Origin of the sequence: Pseudoalteromonas sp. S1612, assembly GCF_005887175.1 — a bacterium.
GTDB classification, from domain to species: Bacteria; Pseudomonadota; Gammaproteobacteria; order Enterobacterales; family Alteromonadaceae; genus Pseudoalteromonas; species Pseudoalteromonas undina.
Genome location: NZ_PNDH01000013.1, coordinates 65,069 through 79,907 on the forward strand (window position 1 = coordinate 65,069; position 14,839 = coordinate 79,907).

Annotated in this window: 16 protein-coding genes; 9 read left to right on the forward strand and 7 right to left on the reverse strand. The window is 39.3% G+C overall.

The window, feature by feature from the left end; translation table 11 throughout:
• Positions 1–276: 276 nt before the first annotated feature.
• The 3 genes from CWB78_RS06090 to CWB78_RS06100 all read right to left on the reverse strand — a co-directional run bounded on the left by CWB78_RS06090 (position 277) and on the right by CWB78_RS06100 (position 3,927).
• Positions 277–2,532 (reverse strand): aminotransferase class V-fold PLP-dependent enzyme, encoded by a 2,256-nt coding sequence (locus tag CWB78_RS06090; RefSeq protein ID WP_138594663.1) that lies wholly within the window; start codon positions 2,530–2,532, stop codon positions 277–279.
• Positions 2,533–2,639: 107 nt separating this feature from the next.
• Positions 2,640–3,716, reverse strand: coding sequence for an AI-2E family transporter (locus CWB78_RS06095; protein ID WP_008113005.1), 1,077 nt, complete (start codon positions 3,714–3,716; stop codon positions 2,640–2,642).
• Positions 3,709–3,927 carry a hypothetical protein gene (locus CWB78_RS06100; RefSeq protein WP_008113003.1) on the reverse strand — a complete coding sequence of 73 codons (219 nt, stop codon included), beginning with the start codon at positions 3,925–3,927 and terminating at the stop codon, positions 3,709–3,711. Before CWB78_RS06100 ends, CWB78_RS06095 begins: the two co-directional genes overlap by 8 nt.
• 143 nt (positions 3,928–4,070) lie before the next feature.
• Here CWB78_RS06100 and CWB78_RS06105 point away from each other — a divergent pair, with 143 nt between their 5' ends.
• The 5 genes from CWB78_RS06105 to CWB78_RS06125 are packed head-to-tail and all read left to right on the forward strand — an operon-like array spanning position 4,071 to position 7,591.
• Entirely contained in the window at positions 4,071–4,715 is a 645-nt protein-coding gene (locus CWB78_RS06105) for a hypothetical protein (protein ID WP_008113002.1), read from the forward strand.
• 12 nt (positions 4,716–4,727) lie between these two features.
• Positions 4,728–6,185 (forward strand): beta-barrel assembly-enhancing protease, encoded by a 1,458-nt coding sequence (gene bepA / locus CWB78_RS06110; protein ID WP_008113000.1) that lies wholly within the window; start codon positions 4,728–4,730, stop codon positions 6,183–6,185.
• A gap of 55 nt (positions 6,186–6,240) precedes the next feature.
• Positions 6,241–6,588: an arsenate reductase (glutaredoxin) gene (arsC, locus tag CWB78_RS06115; RefSeq protein WP_036932810.1), complete on the forward strand. Its 348-nt coding sequence runs from the start codon at positions 6,241–6,243 to the stop codon at positions 6,586–6,588.
• Positions 6,588–7,142: an NAD(P)H:quinone oxidoreductase gene (gene wrbA / locus CWB78_RS06120; RefSeq protein ID WP_008112996.1), complete on the forward strand. Its 555-nt coding sequence runs from the start codon at positions 6,588–6,590 to the stop codon at positions 7,140–7,142. The genes arsC and wrbA overlap by 1 nt, the downstream gene beginning before the upstream one ends.
• A complete protein-coding gene (locus tag CWB78_RS06125) occupies positions 7,139–7,591 on the forward strand; it encodes a DUF2069 domain-containing protein (RefSeq protein ID WP_008464564.1) in 453 nt (150 codons plus the stop codon). The genes wrbA and CWB78_RS06125 overlap by 4 nt, the downstream gene beginning before the upstream one ends.
• Before the next feature lie 63 nt (positions 7,592–7,654).
• Here CWB78_RS06125 and CWB78_RS06130 read toward each other — a convergent pair whose 3' ends face one another.
• Together CWB78_RS06130 and CWB78_RS06135 are read right to left on the reverse strand one after the other, a co-directional pair.
• Positions 7,655–8,992, reverse strand: a complete 1,338-nt coding sequence (locus CWB78_RS06130) for an ankyrin repeat domain-containing protein (RefSeq protein ID WP_138594665.1) — start codon at positions 8,990–8,992, stop codon at positions 7,655–7,657.
• Between the two features lie 210 nt (positions 8,993–9,202).
• Positions 9,203–9,796 carry an MlaC/ttg2D family ABC transporter substrate-binding protein gene (locus tag CWB78_RS06135; protein ID WP_036932808.1) on the reverse strand — a complete coding sequence of 198 codons (594 nt, stop codon included), beginning with the start codon at positions 9,794–9,796 and terminating at the stop codon, positions 9,203–9,205.
• Positions 9,797–10,042: 246 nt separating this feature from the next.
• Here CWB78_RS06135 and CWB78_RS06140 point away from each other — a divergent pair, with 246 nt between their 5' ends.
• Both CWB78_RS06140 and CWB78_RS06145 read left to right on the forward strand, forming a co-directional pair.
• Positions 10,043–10,579, forward strand: coding sequence for an acyloxyacyl hydrolase (locus tag CWB78_RS06140; RefSeq protein ID WP_010388480.1), 537 nt, complete (start codon positions 10,043–10,045; stop codon positions 10,577–10,579).
• Between the two features lie 85 nt (positions 10,580–10,664).
• Positions 10,665–10,814, forward strand: coding sequence for a DUF2897 family protein (locus CWB78_RS06145; RefSeq protein WP_138570659.1), 150 nt, complete (start codon positions 10,665–10,667; stop codon positions 10,812–10,814).
• Positions 10,815–10,846: 32 nt separating this feature from the next.
• On the opposite strand, the gene CWB78_RS06150 is transcribed toward CWB78_RS06145, so the two are convergent.
• Together CWB78_RS06150 and bamC are read right to left on the reverse strand one after the other, a co-directional pair.
• A complete protein-coding gene (locus tag CWB78_RS06150; protein ID WP_109874462.1) occupies positions 10,847–12,235 on the reverse strand; it encodes a YjiH family protein in 1,389 nt (462 codons plus the stop codon).
• Between the two features lie 65 nt (positions 12,236–12,300).
• Positions 12,301–13,359: an NlpB/DapX family lipoprotein gene (bamC, locus tag CWB78_RS06155; RefSeq protein ID WP_008112982.1), complete on the reverse strand. Its 1,059-nt coding sequence runs from the start codon at positions 13,357–13,359 to the stop codon at positions 12,301–12,303.
• A gap of 354 nt (positions 13,360–13,713) precedes the next feature.
• Between bamC and CWB78_RS06165 the strand changes: the two genes are divergently transcribed.
• Together CWB78_RS06165 and bcp are read left to right on the forward strand one after the other, a co-directional pair.
• The gene (locus CWB78_RS06165) at positions 13,714–14,247 is read left to right on the forward strand and encodes a glycine cleavage system transcriptional repressor (RefSeq protein ID WP_008112981.1); all 534 of its coding nucleotides are present in this window, start codon (positions 13,714–13,716) and stop codon (positions 14,245–14,247) included.
• A 10-nt stretch (positions 14,248–14,257) separates the two neighbouring features.
• Entirely contained in the window at positions 14,258–14,737 is a 480-nt protein-coding gene (gene bcp, locus CWB78_RS06170; protein WP_024601114.1) for a thioredoxin-dependent thiol peroxidase, read from the forward strand.
• Positions 14,738–14,839 lie beyond the last annotated feature (102 nt).

Below are 14,839 nucleotides of genomic sequence, written 5' to 3' on the forward strand. Positions count from 1 at the left end.
AAGCATTTTATTTTATTTTTTACGACACTGAACAAGCGATTTTTTGTAAAAAGCAAAGCCCAACATTATAGCTTAAATGGTCTAAATTGCGTTATTTTTATAAGCTTTGATGCAGATAATAGCGCAATTTTTTGCTTTTGACACCGGTATCATAAAATTAAAAATTGAATTTAACAACTGTTCACCCCCTCTGCACAATGAACATTTTATTAATCTTCGATTAAAGCAGGCAAAAAAAAGACCGACACATGTCGGCCTTTTTCTTTTATTAAACTATTAGCTGGTCAATGCTAAACCACCCGATAAGTTAAAAACGCGGTTATAACCAAGTTCAATTAAGTTTGCCGCCGCAATTTTTGAACGATTTCCACTGCGACACACCAATATGTATTGATTGTTTTTATCTAGTTGCCCTTGGGTTAGTGCATTGGCCATTCGGCTTAGAGGAATATTTAAAGTTTTAGCCTCAGGCACATTAAGCAATCCACTGATATTGTTAGCGCCATGCTCATAAGGCTCTCGGGTATCAATTAAATATACACTGTTATGTGAGAGCATTTCCTTCGCTTGATTAAAACTAAGCTGCGAAGTTTCGACTTTAGGCTTTGCATTAACATAACCACAAAGCGAATTTGCTAATGTGTGTTGTTGTGAGTCTGCTTGTTGTTTTTGCATGGCAAATTCAGTATGGCTGATATCACCTTCAATAAGCGCTTTTAATAAAGGTGTTTGCTGCTTTTGCACAGCCCAATTCATGGCGAAACACTGTTGATAATCATGCCCAGAGCACACCACGCTTTGCGGATTAAGCTCTGCAGTTAACTTAGTCAAAGAGTCTGCCATCTGCATCGCATCTCCCCCATCAAGTACTGTATTACCAAGCCCCGCAGGTAAAATTAAATCACCACAAAAACAGTACTGTACATCGCCGTTATTAGCCTTTAATAAATAACTCACGCTATCTTGGCTGTGTCCAGGCGTCGCTAGCTTTTCAAGTACTTGTTCGGTTAGTTGCAATTGTTCACAATTAACAGGCCAGCCTAATTGATCAACTTCACCAGCAACTAAATTTGTTTTAAGTGCGCTGCGCATTAAATCAAGAGCACAGTGACGATCTTGGTGCTCATGCGTGTTTAAAATAGCAGTAATAGTTAAATTTTGTGTATTCACTATTTTTTCAAATCGAGGGATCAACTCAATGATCGGGTCAATAATAATTGCCTGTTGATCGTCAGCTACATACAACCAACTGCAAGCACCTTGGTGTCTAAATTGGGTAAGCCCCAAGGCACATACTTCTTGTGCTACTAAGCTACTATCAGAAATAACCAAACAATTTGCTTGTAACACTGTTTTAAGTGCGCGAATTTGTTCACATGCATAATCTATTTGCGCCATAGTGGCGGCAGGTCCAAACGATAAACGAATCGCGTTTTCACTTTGCCACTGTGACACTCCCATCGCATCAAGCACAAAACTTTGGGTTGCGCCCGTGCTACAGGCTGAGCCACCGCTGACTCTAATATCTGCAGCGTCAAATAAATCAATAACTTCTTTACTGGTTAAATCATTAACTGCAAAGTTTAGTGTTGTGGGCACTGAGCAGGCAAAATCATGATTAAAGGTAATACTTCCAAAGGTGTCTACTAAAGCGCTATGCAGTTTATCGCGATACAAATTAAGTACATCAGCTGATTTAAAAGTATCGTCTTGCTTATCAAGCAGCAAACTAAACAGCTTATTAAGCCCAGCAATACCGGGCAGGTTTTCTGTACCTGAACGCATGCCACTTTCTTGGCCTCCACCAGCTATAAACGGCGTGTATGGGCTTCCTTTACGAATATACAATAATCCGATGCCTTTAGGTGCATAGAGCTTATGTCCTGAAAATGGCGCATAATCAATCGTGGTTTTGCTTAGGTTGAGTTGTTGTTTACCCAGTGCCTGCACACAGTCAACCATCCAAGTCACATCGTTATTACGACTGCGGATCACATCTTCTATAGCACTTAAATCTTGGTATACACCGGTTTCATTATTAACAGCCATAGTACAAATCATCAGGGCGTTATCAATATGCTGAGCAATAAAGTCTAAATCTAAAATACCGTCTCGGTTAACCGGAATAGCAATAATTTCAGCATTAATTTCAAGCACGGCATTCCAATGTTTTAATGTATTAGGCACCGCTTTATGCTCAGTTGCTCCATACAATAAAATCGGTTTAGATTTTGTGTGCTGTTTGGCATTAATTAAGGTTGATACGATAGCAGTTTGAATACCTTCGGTCGCACCTGAGGTAAATAATATATCGCCCTGCTGCGCACCAATCACGCTGCGCGCTTTTTGCCTCGTTTGTTCTAATAAGTGTTTGGCTTGAATACCGGTTATATGGGGGCTTGAGGGATTACCAAAACAAATTTGCATCGCATGGCACACCACCTCTGCAATACATGGCAATACAGGTGTGGTCGCATTTGCATCAAGATAAACTTGGTTGTTGGGTTCATCTGGCAATAAAAACTCTGACATTAAAAACGCACCTTATTACTAAAAAATATATCTTATTCCCAATAGTACATAGTTTTAAAAGGAATGAATAATAATCTTTAGTAATTAAAGTGCGTTTACTATACTTTTTAGTTACCGAGCTCTTCTGCGAGTTCTTCATGTGTGGATGACCACGCCTTAATAAGCGCTTTTACTAATGATGCTAATGGAATAGCAAAAAACACCCCCCAAAAGCCCCACAGCCCACCAAAAAATAGTACGGCAACAATAATAAACACCGGATTTAAATCAACCGCTTCAGAGAACAATAAAGGGACTAACACATTGCCATCAAGCGCTTGAATAATGCCGTAAATAATTAAAATGGTCCAAAACTGGGTTTCTAAACCAAACTGAAACAGCGCCACCGCCGCCACAGGTATAGTCACCAGCGCAGCACCAACAAATGGAATGAGCACCGAAAAGCCAACTAACACACCTAACAGCGCCGCATAACGTAAATCCAATACCGTAAAGGCAATAAAAGACACCGAGCCAATAATTAAAATTTCGAATACTTTACCCCGAATATAATTCATTATTTGCTGATTCATTTCATGCCACACTTGCAAAATTAAGCGTCGTTGGCGCGGGATCAGTTTAGCAATGCTGGCACTGAGCTCTACTTTGTCTTTCAGCATAAAAAACACCAGTAGCGGTACTAAAATAAGATAAATTAACCACGCAACAGCATCTTTTAATGAATTGAGCGATGCCGACAGCACCACTTGGCCAAATTCAAGCACTTTGGTCTCTACCGTTACCACAATAGACTGTACTTGCTCTGCGCTAATTAGGCTGGGATATTTAGCTGGAAGGTCGAGTAAAAACGATTTACCTTGCTCAACCATATGCGGTGTTTCTTGCACTAAGTTACTACTTTGCTGCCAAAGCACCGGGCCAATAACTAATATTAAGGTGAGCATAATACCAATAAATATCAGCATGACTATGCTAGTGGCAGTAAAACGCTTTAAGCCAAATCGCTCCAAGTGAACTACAGGCCAATCTAACAAATAAGCAATGATCAGCGCCACTAACACAGGCACAATTAATGGGCCAAAAAAGTACAACATGGCAACCAGTGCCAATAATAAAAAAAGTAAAGTTACTGAATTAGGATCAGAAAACTTTTTTTCATACCATGCTTTTACATATTCAAACACGCAACGGCTCCACTAATAACAACGCTTGTTGTTTATTTAACTTGTAATAATACATTTTTTTTTGCAAATATCGTTCAATATCATCTGTATTTTGCTCGCTTGAGATATTAAAGGTAATTGCTTGTTTTAACGATATTGCCTCACGCAGCCCTAATTTAAACTGAATAAATTGCTGAGGGCATTTATAAGCGCGCAAATCTAGCTCTAGCATACTCGTTTCACTACCTGTTCACATTAATAATAAGTCCTATACCTGGGCTGACTAGGATTAACCGCAGTTAAATTTAACTTTTTCTTAAAACAACCTCTGCAATGGTTTATCCTTATAGCATAGTTAGCTAAAAGGATACGTTAATGCCTAATTCGCATAATAAAGCGCAATTGCCTAGCAATCCAACTCTCAAAGAAATTAATTGGTTTAAAAAACAAATTAATTGGGGGGAGCTGCCGCATTTTTATCATTTAGTAGCTTCGTCGGTAAGTGAATGTGAAAGTATTTTAGATCACGGCTTTGATAATGCCATCAAGCGTATCATCGATAAACGCAATTGGAATCTAGAGGCGCTGGGTATCGACCCAAACGAGCTTTTTGAGAAAGAAAGTAATAACAAGCCACGAATTTCGTTGCATCAAGTATTTACCGAGCGCGGTTTTGAACTACAAGCGTTCCCTTTTTCCCATGATACTACCATCGATAGATACGCTCGACATGATGAGTCAATGGAATTTATATTATGGGATCCATTGACCATGAAAACCGTTATTCGCATTAATCAATTACACAAATTTATTGGTTTTTACTTAGACCAAGGCGATGAAGCAGACAAGGCACTTATTTTACATTCACATAAAGTAGTTCATAAAATTATTGCTTTTTTACAAACTCAATTGAACATTGTTAAGGTTGATGGGGTCACAATAAAGTCGTTTTACCAACTATGTGAAAAGGACAGCCGTTTATACACCGATGATCCAACTAGTGCCTCTGATAAAAAATAAACAAGGAATATAATGCAGCTAAAATCAGCCTTTATCACTTTATGCAGTGCAGTGCTTACATTTAGCCTGCTAATGAGTGAGCCGTTAAAGGCACAAACCAACCTTCAACTGCCCGACTTAGGCACGTCTGCGCTGCAGGCTTTACCATTGGAGAAAGAAAAGGCAATTGGTGAAGTGATGATGATGCAGATCAGAGGTTCTTCGCCATTAATTAACGATCCGGTGCTTGATGAATACCTAACAACCTTAGGCCGAAAGTTGGTTGCGAACGCCAATGATGTACGCTTTGGCTTTTCTTTTTTTTGGTTAAATAACCCTGAAATTAATGCTTTTGCATTTTATGGCGGTCATGTAGGTGTGCATACAGGCTTAATTGCTCAAGCCGATAACGAAAGTCAATTTGCTTCAGTGCTTGGTCACGAAATTGCGCACGTAACACAACGCCACTTAGCAAGGCGTATTCAGCAACAACAAGACAATAGCGGTCTAACCATTGCCGGTATGATAGCCGGTATTTTAGCAGCCGTTGTAGCCCCAGATGCAGGTATGGCGATTATTTCAGCCAGCCAAACCCAGTCGGCATTTAGCCAACTCACCCATAGCCGCTCTGCGGAACAAGAAGCCGATAGAATTGGTATGCAAACCCTTAACAATGCGGGGTTTGACGCCCGAGCTTCCAGTGAATTTTTAACTAAGCTTGCAGCGCAAATTCGCTATAAATATAAACCCCCGGCATTTCTACTGACTCACCCGCTGCCAGAAAGCCGCGTGTCGGATGTACGTTTGCGCGCCGAGCAATATCCAAAACGCCAAGTAGGCTCTAGCCTGGATTTTAATTTAGCTAAAAGCCGTGTACTGGCACGTTACGATAACAAGCCAGAAAATGCAGAGGCCCTATTTAGAAAGTTAATGCGCGAAAATACTTATAACAACGTAGCGTTACAATATGGATTAGCTATCAGCTTAATCGATCAAAAGAAAACGGAGGAAGCGCAGCCTATCTTGGACGAGCTATTAGCTAGCGATCCTAAAAACTTATTTTATATTGATACAAAAACAGATTTACTCATTGCACAAAAAAAAGCAGCTAAAGCAGTTAGTTATTTAAGTGAATTAAATAACTATCGGCCAAACAACCAAGTGATCACTTTAAATTATGCAAATGCCGCGTTGGAAGCTGAGCAATATGAGTTAGCCGAAAATGTATTAAAATCGTTTTTATTGGAGAAGCCAGATCATAGTTTGGGTAAGCAGCTTTTGACCGACGCCTATAAAAAACAAGAAAAATTAGCCGCATATCACGAAGCTAACGCCGATGTGTTATCGCAATATGGCGCATATTTAAAAGCAGCTGACGAAATACAAAAAGCACTTAATTTTGTTGAGCCAAATGAAAATGTAAAACAACAACGTTTAAAAGCGTTACTCACACAATATCGGTTATTGCAAAAAGAGCTAGCAAGGCTTTAAGTCTTTAGTGAGTTCACCTAAAATAGCTGCAATTTATACTTTGGATGTACTTTTTATGTCAGTTACTATTTATCACAATCCGCGTTGTTCAAAATCGCGCGAAACCCTTAACCTATTACAAAGTAAAAACATCGAACCGAGTGTTGTTGAATACTTAAAAACACCGCTTTCTCATGAGCAAATTAGTACCTTAGTTTCTCAACTGGGGTTTAATTCGGCCCGAGATTTAATGCGCACCAAAGAAGAACAATATAAAGCACTGAATTTAAAAGATGAAAATAGCGAGTCGGTGCTTATTGACGCTATGGTCGAAAACCCAAAACTAATTGAGCGCCCAATTGTAGTAAATAACAATAAAGCAGCACTAGGTCGCCCGCCTGAAAACGTATTAAGCGTTCTATAATGAGCACAACCATCGTGGTGCTGTACCACTCAAGCCATGGCTCGGTAGAAGCCATGGCGCATGAAATAGCAGAATCAATAGAACAACAAGGCGCAACCGCCTTGCTGCGTACGTTTGTAGCTAAAAACCCGCATGACATTGTGATCAGTAAAGACGATTTAGTTGCCTGTGATGGGCTTGCGTTTGGTACGCCAACCCGCTTTGGCATGATGGCCGCACAAGCAAAGACATTCTGGGAAACCACCAGCGATCTTTGGCTTAAAGGTCAACTTATCGATAAACCTGCTTGTGTGTTCTCATCATCGAGTAGTATGCATGGGGGCAATGAAGCAACCCTACTAAACTTATCACTGCCGTTATTGCATCACGGGATGATGTTAATGGGGGTACCTTACGATGTACCAGAGTTACTTGGCACCGAGACAGGAGGCACACCTTACGGCGCTTCCCACGTAGCAGGCAGCAGTAACAGCTCTACCCTAAGTAAAGATGAAATTAAAATATGTCAAAGCGTAGGCAAACGCTTGACTCAAGTAGCGAGTAAACTTAAATGACCCAAAATAGCGAGTCTGCTAAAAAGCCAGTGACCGTAAAATTTCAGCGCCTAGCCCTATTTGGTTATTTTGGCCTGCTTATTTTAATGCCACTATGGATGTTTGTGTTAGCACCGAGAGAGGGTCACAGTGACGCCTTTCTATTTTTAGTCTATGTGCTACCGCTATTATTACCTTTAAAAGGCATACTACAAGATAAAACCTACACCTATGCATGGGCTAACTTCATTGTTATGTTTTATTTTATCCATGGTTTTACATTGCTATGGGTTGCTCAAGATGAGTTAGTATGGGTATTGCTAGAGTTACTATTTGCCTCATCTATGTTTATTGGCTGTACTTACTATGCACGCCATAGAGGACAAGAGCTTGGACTTAAAATTCGTAAGCTTAAAGATGAACTTGCTGAAGAAAAAGCAGCGCATGAACACGATAAAAACAACTCATAGCTATCAGCTCAGAACATAAAAAACGCGCTTTATTAGCGCGTTTTTTTATAATTAAGTAAGTGGTTAAACTAACTCACTTAAAGCTGCTAGTCCCACTATACACGCTAAACCTAGCTGGGATACAAGGCTAAAAACCGACATCATTCTTAATAAAAACAACCCCCAAGGGTGCTTTACGTGCGGATACAACGAACAGCGCTTTAAATTTGTTGCAAAGAAAAAACACACCACCGCCGTCATGGTCATAAAAAGAGTGAGCTCACTTTTTATAGTGATATTTTTATCAAAAAAGAAAAACAACTGTAGCGGTAACAATAAAGCCACAACCGCATGTAATACATGCACTTTTTTAATTCGATCTAACTGCCCTTCTGGCGATAATTCTTTAATACCAAAATCACGTTCAAGGCATTTAACTAAGTTACTGGCTTTGATGCTTACAGCTAAACGGTAACAACTTAATCCGTCGTTATTACGCGCTCTAAAATCATACCCTGCTTTAAGCAATAAAATCATTAACGATTCATTTTTACTCATCACCGCGTAATGCAGCGCTGTATTACCTTTAATGTCTACGGCTTTTTTATCTTGGTATTGCAGGAGCATTTCTATTACATTTACATAGCCTTTTTCTGCAGCCCACATAAATGCTGTTTTGTTATCTTCATCGGTCAAGGTACCCGTCGCACCTTGTTCAATAAAGCGCATGGCCATGGTTTGCTTAGCTTTTTTCTTGTTTAAATGGGCAAGTAAGGCATTTTCTAACAACACAATAGAATCAACATCAGGCGAAACCTGAGTTAATAAAGTAAAGTAATCTTTGCCTGCAGCTACCTTTTCGCTAGTAAGCTCTGCTAAATATTCAATGTCTGCAATCGACTGAGGAATATGCGCACTTAAACGCTCTCTAAAGTCGACCTCTTGCCAAATAGATAAGGTATCTGCAGCTGACAGCTTAGCACCCTGTTCAAGCGCATGTTCTATCAAAGTAAAAAAACGTTTACTAAAAAACAGACTGATTAATGAAAGCGGCGTTTCGATATTATTTTGTGCCGATACACTTGCATATTTTTCAAGTCGCTGACACAACATTAAGACAATATTTTCTATACTGTAATCATTGGCAAAATAATGCTCTTTAAGTGCAGCAATATAGACTTGTGCATCTTCATCATATTCACAGATATGCTGAAAATAACATTCTTCGAACGGCTCTAGGGGGGTTAACCAGGTTAAATAATAAATTGGGGGCAAAACCGTAGTACAAACACCATCATCTTCTTCAGTAGAGCGACAGGCAGGCCAAGCTTCTAAAGCATCTAAAATGAAGGCACCGTTTTGTTCAACCAGCCCTTTGACCAATAACGGGTATTCCTTTGGCCAAATTAGTACATTTTCCATTAAAACAACACAACTCCAGTGTAGCTCGGGTGAGTGGTCAGTTATAACAGTTTTTAGCTGACACCACGCTTAATCAAAGAAGTCGATATTCTAACACAGCTTGGTAGTCAAGCTAGCGTAAACTCATGCAATATAGACCAAAATACAAAAGCAGCTAACGACATGCGCCATCAGCTGCTTTTACGGTTGGAGCTTTTAATTGCAAAGGAACTAACTTTGCTGCAGTTCTGCTGTGACTTGGTCTAATCCCACATCAGAAATTCGTTGAATGATCTCTTTTTGCTTAGCACTGAGTAACGAAATTCCCTCAGCAACAATATCGTATACTTTCCATTGCTGATCATTCCCCAAACGCAGTTTAAAGTGCAGATCTATGGTGGGTTTATTAGTTTCAATAATTTGCGTTTTAACAGTGGCAAATTTAGAGTCGCTTGCAGCGGCGTCTTGCTCAAATATTACATCTTGCCCTGTATACTTCATTAGTGCACTCGCATAAGTACCCGTTAAGTAATGCTCCACCGCACCAATAAACGCAACTCCCTGCTCGCGGTTGATACCTTTAATATGTTTACCTAATAATTTAAACGACACAAACTTAATATCAATATGTGGCATCAAACGCTGCTCAACAATTAAAGACATCGCTTCTTTGCTGGCATTACCTTGCGCATTTACCTGCCCAATATCGTTAAATAATGATTCGGCTACAGTTTGCAATAATTGTTTAGGTGACGGCTGAGTTTGTGCATACAAAGCACTACTGAAAAAAACAGCAACAACCACTAAAAGCTTTATAAGTTTCATAATAAATGGATAGTTTAAATAATTAAGTTTAGCGTAATTTACGCAAATAACAGGCAACAAAAAAGGCATAAATAAGCACCTTATTAATGCCCAATCAGCACCAATATAATTAGTTAAATAAATTCAATCAGTTAAAGTGTTCAGTTAACAAGCCATCTACAAGCGGATTTTTGTCCTCATTGAAAACAGTAATTCACCGCCCTTATCATTTAATTACTAATTTAATTTCCCCCGTAGTTGGCCATTATGAAAACCTCATATAATATGATTTCTATTATTGTTTTTTGTTTATTTTTACTGACAACTCATGCAGCCTATGCATCACCAAACCATGGCTACGCTGTAGACTTATTAAAAGGCGAAGGCAATGTAACTGGAGTAAAGCTTGCGTATCAGTATCACCCAGAGGGTGCGCAAAACTTTGTGGGTGATGCCCGCTTTTACCTTGAAAGCAGCATTAACCTGTGGCATTACCGCCATGATCAACAGTCACAATCAAACCTGGTGTTAGCTGTTTCGCCAGTAGTGCAGTTCCCAGCATTTAGCCTATACAATACGCCATTTTATGTAGAGGCTGGTATTGGCTTTTCCTTACTTGATGAACGCTATTTTGCCGATAAAAACCTAAGTACTCACTACCAGTTTGAAGACAGAATAGGTCTAGTGGCGGATTTTGGTGAAACCAATGTAGCGCTGCGAATTATTCACTATTCAAACGCCGGATTTAAATCTCCCAACCCAGGGATTAACTTTTTAACCTTGTCGGTGGCACAACGTTTCTAATTGCTTATTTACAGCCCTAGAGAGCATTGCAGCTTTTATTTAATGTGGTCATAATAACCGCTTAATAAAAAATATGAGCATCGTAATGCAAATTTGGCAAATCGTACTCGTTATCTCGATTGTACTAGCTATTGTTATCGGCAATTTAGCACTGCTGCGCTTAAGTGCAAAAAGCGAGTTTAAACACTCAGTATCAAGTTCATCTAGGCAAAAAAGAGAAACAAAAAAGCCCTGAATAATCAGGGCTTTTTTCGTTTAAATCATTACTTAGCCAACTAACCAGTGCGCCATTAAGGCAATAACTGGCAAGGTTACTAAAGTTCTGAGAATAAAAATAATAAATAACTCAAAAATATTAACCGGTATTTTACTACCTAATAAAAGTGCGCCCACTTCAGACATATAAATAAGTTGCGTTACACTCATTGCCGCAATAATAAAACGTGTTACATCGCTTTCAATTGAGCCTGCGGCTAAAATAGACGGAATAAACATATCTGCAAATCCCACCATAATCGTTTGCGCCGCCATTTCAGCTTCAGGTATTTGTAGTAATTCTAAAAATGGAATGAACGGCATACCTAAATATTGAAATATCGGAGTGTACTCAGCAATAATTAAAGCAAATGTACCCACAGCCATTACCACAGGTAATACTGCAAACACCATATCGAATGCGTTGTGTAAGCCCTCTTCAATTGTGCCTTTTAAGCCTGGTGCTTTTTCTGCTTTAGTTAATGCAACATCAAGTGAATGCTTAAATAATGTTTTGCCTTCAGGGACTAGCTCGGCGTTGCCATCAGGTTGTTCACCATCAATAAGCACGTCCTTTTTAAAACGCAGTGGTGGTAAACGCGGAACAATTATTGCGGCCACTACACCCGCTAAACACACGGTTAGGTAAAAAGGTGCAAATAAGTATTCAAGCTTTACTTGGCCAATAACAACCAAACAAAAGGTAATTGATACAGCAGAGAAAGTGGTACCAATAATCGCAGCTTCACGTTGAGTATAATATTTATCTTCATACTGACGCGCAGTCATTAAAATACCCACGCTACCATCACCTAACCATGAAGCAACACAATTAACTGCACTGCGCCCTGGCACCCCAAACAATGGACGCATTACTTTAGTAAGTAAGGTACCCACCAGCTCAAGTAAACCAAAATTAAGTAATAACGGCAGTAATAAGCCCGCTAAAATAAACACCGAAAACAACACCGGTAATAAATCTTTTAATACGAGCAAGCCAGTATTTTCTGAGGTAATAGCATGCGGTCCAACTTGAAAATAAGTTAAAAGCACAAACGCCATACCAAACAACCGTGTTACTAACCAAATCCAACTCACATTAAACAAATGATTTAATAAGCGAAATTTGGTTAAGCTTTTCGGTTTAAAGACACTAAACACCAGCGACATAACGCCAGTAATACAAATAATTGTGGCTATTAGTCCTAGCGCTATATCACTGAATGAGGCTTGAATTGCCTTGGCCATTACCGCGATAGGAATTGTCATTATTTCACCAGACGGTACTGGCGTCATAAACAAAAATACACCGATTAAAGAAGGAATTAAAAAAACCAACCAAACTTTCAAATCATAACTTTTTTGAACGGGTGCTGGGCGTGATGAATCTAACTGAGACATATTTTCAACCTGTAAAAACCACAAAAAGAGCTAAGTGCTCTTTTTGTGGTAAATATTTATAATTATTAAATTTTAATACCGCGCTTAATTAACGCCGCTTCTAATGCTTGTTGCAAACCATTCATGGTACCTGGTTCAAGCGTTTCGCCTTTGTCATCCATCCACGTTAGACTGGTGCCACCTTGCTTGGTTTTGCTAACCAAAATTTGGTATTGACCTTCATCAATTGGAAGCTCTGTTGGTTCATCGCCCCAAATTGAATCCCACACACTGCTTTCTACTTTCGCATAATCTGCTGTAATTAAACCTGTCTCTTGGTTTATTTCAACAATAGTAAAAGATAAGCGCTCTAAGAATCCAGAAAAGCGATCGAATACCGTATCGTAAGCCTGCTCAGTAACAAGTGCTGCATTGCCTTTGTTGTCAAACCCAAGTTCTAATGAAATTATTCCTTGGCGCTTACGCATATCAACTTCAAGTTGACGATAGCGATAATCAAATTCACTCACCACTTGATTAAGGGCGCGCACTTCTAGCTGTTGTTTTAATAAATCAGTCAGAGGTTTATCACCTTTGAAATCAATAAGCTCAGCCGTTAATGATGCTGTGCGTTGATGCTCTTTTTCTTCAATAGTAAATTTAAAACGTTCTAAATCAACACTTTCATCATCGCCCCATAACCAGCTTTCTTCTGGCTTAACAATGGCGTACCAATCTGTTTCCAGTGTTCCTTGCATTTTGTTTTGTTGTGTCGCGCTAATGTTGTTATCAGCAAGCACTGCTTGAATCGAGTCCCAAATGAATACATCTAAATCGTCAATGCCATCATTTTTATCAAAATAAATACGTGCTTGTTTATCTGCTTCCTCAACCCAACTGCCTTTAGCAATGGTTAACACTTGCGCCGGCGGGCGATAGTTTGTTGCCTCCGGATTATTATCATATTGACCCACATCCATCTTATAAACAGGATCTTGAGCGGGTTGTGATAATGAAGCAGGTGTTTTAACCGGCTCATGAGCGCGGTAATTACGCTCATTATGGGCATCACTCGTAAATACACTACACCCTGACAAACTTACCAATACACTTACTGCTAGTGCTTTTGGGATCCAATACTGCACAGATAATTCTCCTTAGCATACCCTTAATTGTTTTAACAAATATATGAGTGGGTAATACCGATTTGGTTCAGTGTAAAATCAATATTAACTTTACATTTATAATTTGCTTATCTAACTGCATTAAGCCAACAAGATGACCGACAGACTAGGCTACAAATAGACACATTTTTGCTATGGTACTTTCACAAGCTTGTAAAAACAAGAAACACTGCACTATTAACCGTCTAAAATTAACCGTCACTGTAGTTTAACGCGGGTTTTGTGTTAAACTTTGCCGCCGTGCAACGCTACGTGTTTATTTTTTGTTGCCAAGTCGGTTGTTATCATCCAAGTAACTTAGGTACTTTAAAACCCATGACTGCATTTTCAAATCATCAAATTGTTTTAACCGCAATTGGCGAAGATAGATCGGGCATCGTTAGTGAGCTTACGCAACTCGTCAGTGATTGCCACTGTAATATAATAGATAGTCGTATTGCTATTTTAGGCAACGAACTTACTTTTATTATGCTACTGAGCGGTGATATGTCAGCCATTAGCCGTATTGAGCATACACTCCCTACCAAAGGTATGGAGCTTGGCCTACTTACTATGATGAAACGCACTTCAAGCCACAACCAAAGCGAGTTTTGTGCAGGCTACACCCTAGAATACACTGGCATAGACACCCCTGGCACCTTGAGTAAAGTAACACGCTTTTTTGCAGATAATAATATTAATATTTGCTCACTAAAGTCAGATACCTACGAAGAAGAAACTGAACTTAAAATGCGCTGTGAACTTGAATTTAATATTCCCATTGACGTTGACATTGACCAATTTAAAATTAGTTTTGAAAACCTTTCGCACGTTTTAAACGTAGATTACATCTTTCGACGTATTCGCTAAGGAGTTTAGCATGAACAAAATTACCCCATTACAAAGTGGCGACACAGCACCGGCTTTTAGCTTACAAAACCAAAATGACGAAACCGTCGTGCTCAGCGAGTTATTAAAAGAAAAACAAGTACTGGTATACTTTTATCCTAAGGCGTCAACGCCTGGCTGTACAGTACAAGCCGAAAACCTGCGTGACCAACAAGCCGAGCTTGCTAAATTTAACACCCATGTGGTTGGCATAAGCCCAGATCCAATTAAGCGCCTTAAAAACTTTGAAACAAAAAAAGAGCTTAACTTTGACCTACTTTCTGACGAAGATCATGCTATTGCTGAAGCATTTGGGGTGTGGGGCTATAAAAAGTTTATGGGCAAAGAATATGACGGTATTCACCGCCTTACTTTCTTAGTAGGCCAAGACGGTAAAATTAAACACTTGTTTGATAAATTTAAAACCAAAGATCATCACCAAGTGGTGTTGGACTATTTAGCCGCTGAATAAAGGCTAAAGGCTAAAGGCTAAAGGCTAAAGGCTAAAGGCTAAAGGATAAAGGCTAAAGGCTAGTGGCGTATGCATACGAAAGTGAGTCTGCATCTTTGAGAC

Excerpts from the sequence above, each read along its gene's own strand:
- arsC (WP_036932810.1), top strand. The coding sequence starts at position 6,241 with ATGTCAGTTACTATTTATCACAATCCGCGTTGTTCAAAATCGCGCGAA.
- CWB78_RS06090 (WP_138594663.1), bottom strand. The coding sequence starts at position 2,532 with ATGTCAGAGTTTTTATTGCCAGATGAACCCAACAACCAAGTTTATCTT.
- bepA (WP_008113000.1), top strand. The coding sequence starts at position 4,728 with ATGCAGCTAAAATCAGCCTTTATCACTTTATGCAGTGCAGTGCTTACA.
- CWB78_RS06100 (WP_008113003.1), bottom strand. The coding sequence starts at position 3,927 with ATGCTAGAGCTAGATTTGCGCGCTTATAAATGCCCTCAGCAATTTATT.
- CWB78_RS06140 (WP_010388480.1), top strand. The coding sequence starts at position 10,043 with ATGAAAACCTCATATAATATGATTTCTATTATTGTTTTTTGTTTATTT.
- CWB78_RS06165 (WP_008112981.1), top strand. The coding sequence starts at position 13,714 with ATGACTGCATTTTCAAATCATCAAATTGTTTTAACCGCAATTGGCGAA.
- CWB78_RS06145 (WP_138570659.1), top strand. The coding sequence starts at position 10,665 with ATGCAAATTTGGCAAATCGTACTCGTTATCTCGATTGTACTAGCTATT.
- CWB78_RS06130 (WP_138594665.1), bottom strand. The coding sequence starts at position 8,992 with ATGGAAAATGTACTAATTTGGCCAAAGGAATACCCGTTATTGGTCAAA.
- wrbA (WP_008112996.1), top strand. The coding sequence starts at position 6,588 with ATGAGCACAACCATCGTGGTGCTGTACCACTCAAGCCATGGCTCGGTA.
- CWB78_RS06150 (WP_109874462.1), bottom strand. The coding sequence starts at position 12,235 with ATGTCTCAGTTAGATTCATCACGCCCAGCACCCGTTCAAAAAAGTTAT.
- CWB78_RS06125 (WP_008464564.1), top strand. The coding sequence starts at position 7,139 with ATGACCCAAAATAGCGAGTCTGCTAAAAAGCCAGTGACCGTAAAATTT.
- CWB78_RS06105 (WP_008113002.1), top strand. The coding sequence starts at position 4,071 with ATGCCTAATTCGCATAATAAAGCGCAATTGCCTAGCAATCCAACTCTC.
- bcp (WP_024601114.1), top strand. The coding sequence starts at position 14,258 with ATGAACAAAATTACCCCATTACAAAGTGGCGACACAGCACCGGCTTTT.
- CWB78_RS06135 (WP_036932808.1), bottom strand. The coding sequence starts at position 9,796 with ATGAAACTTATAAAGCTTTTAGTGGTTGTTGCTGTTTTTTTCAGTAGT.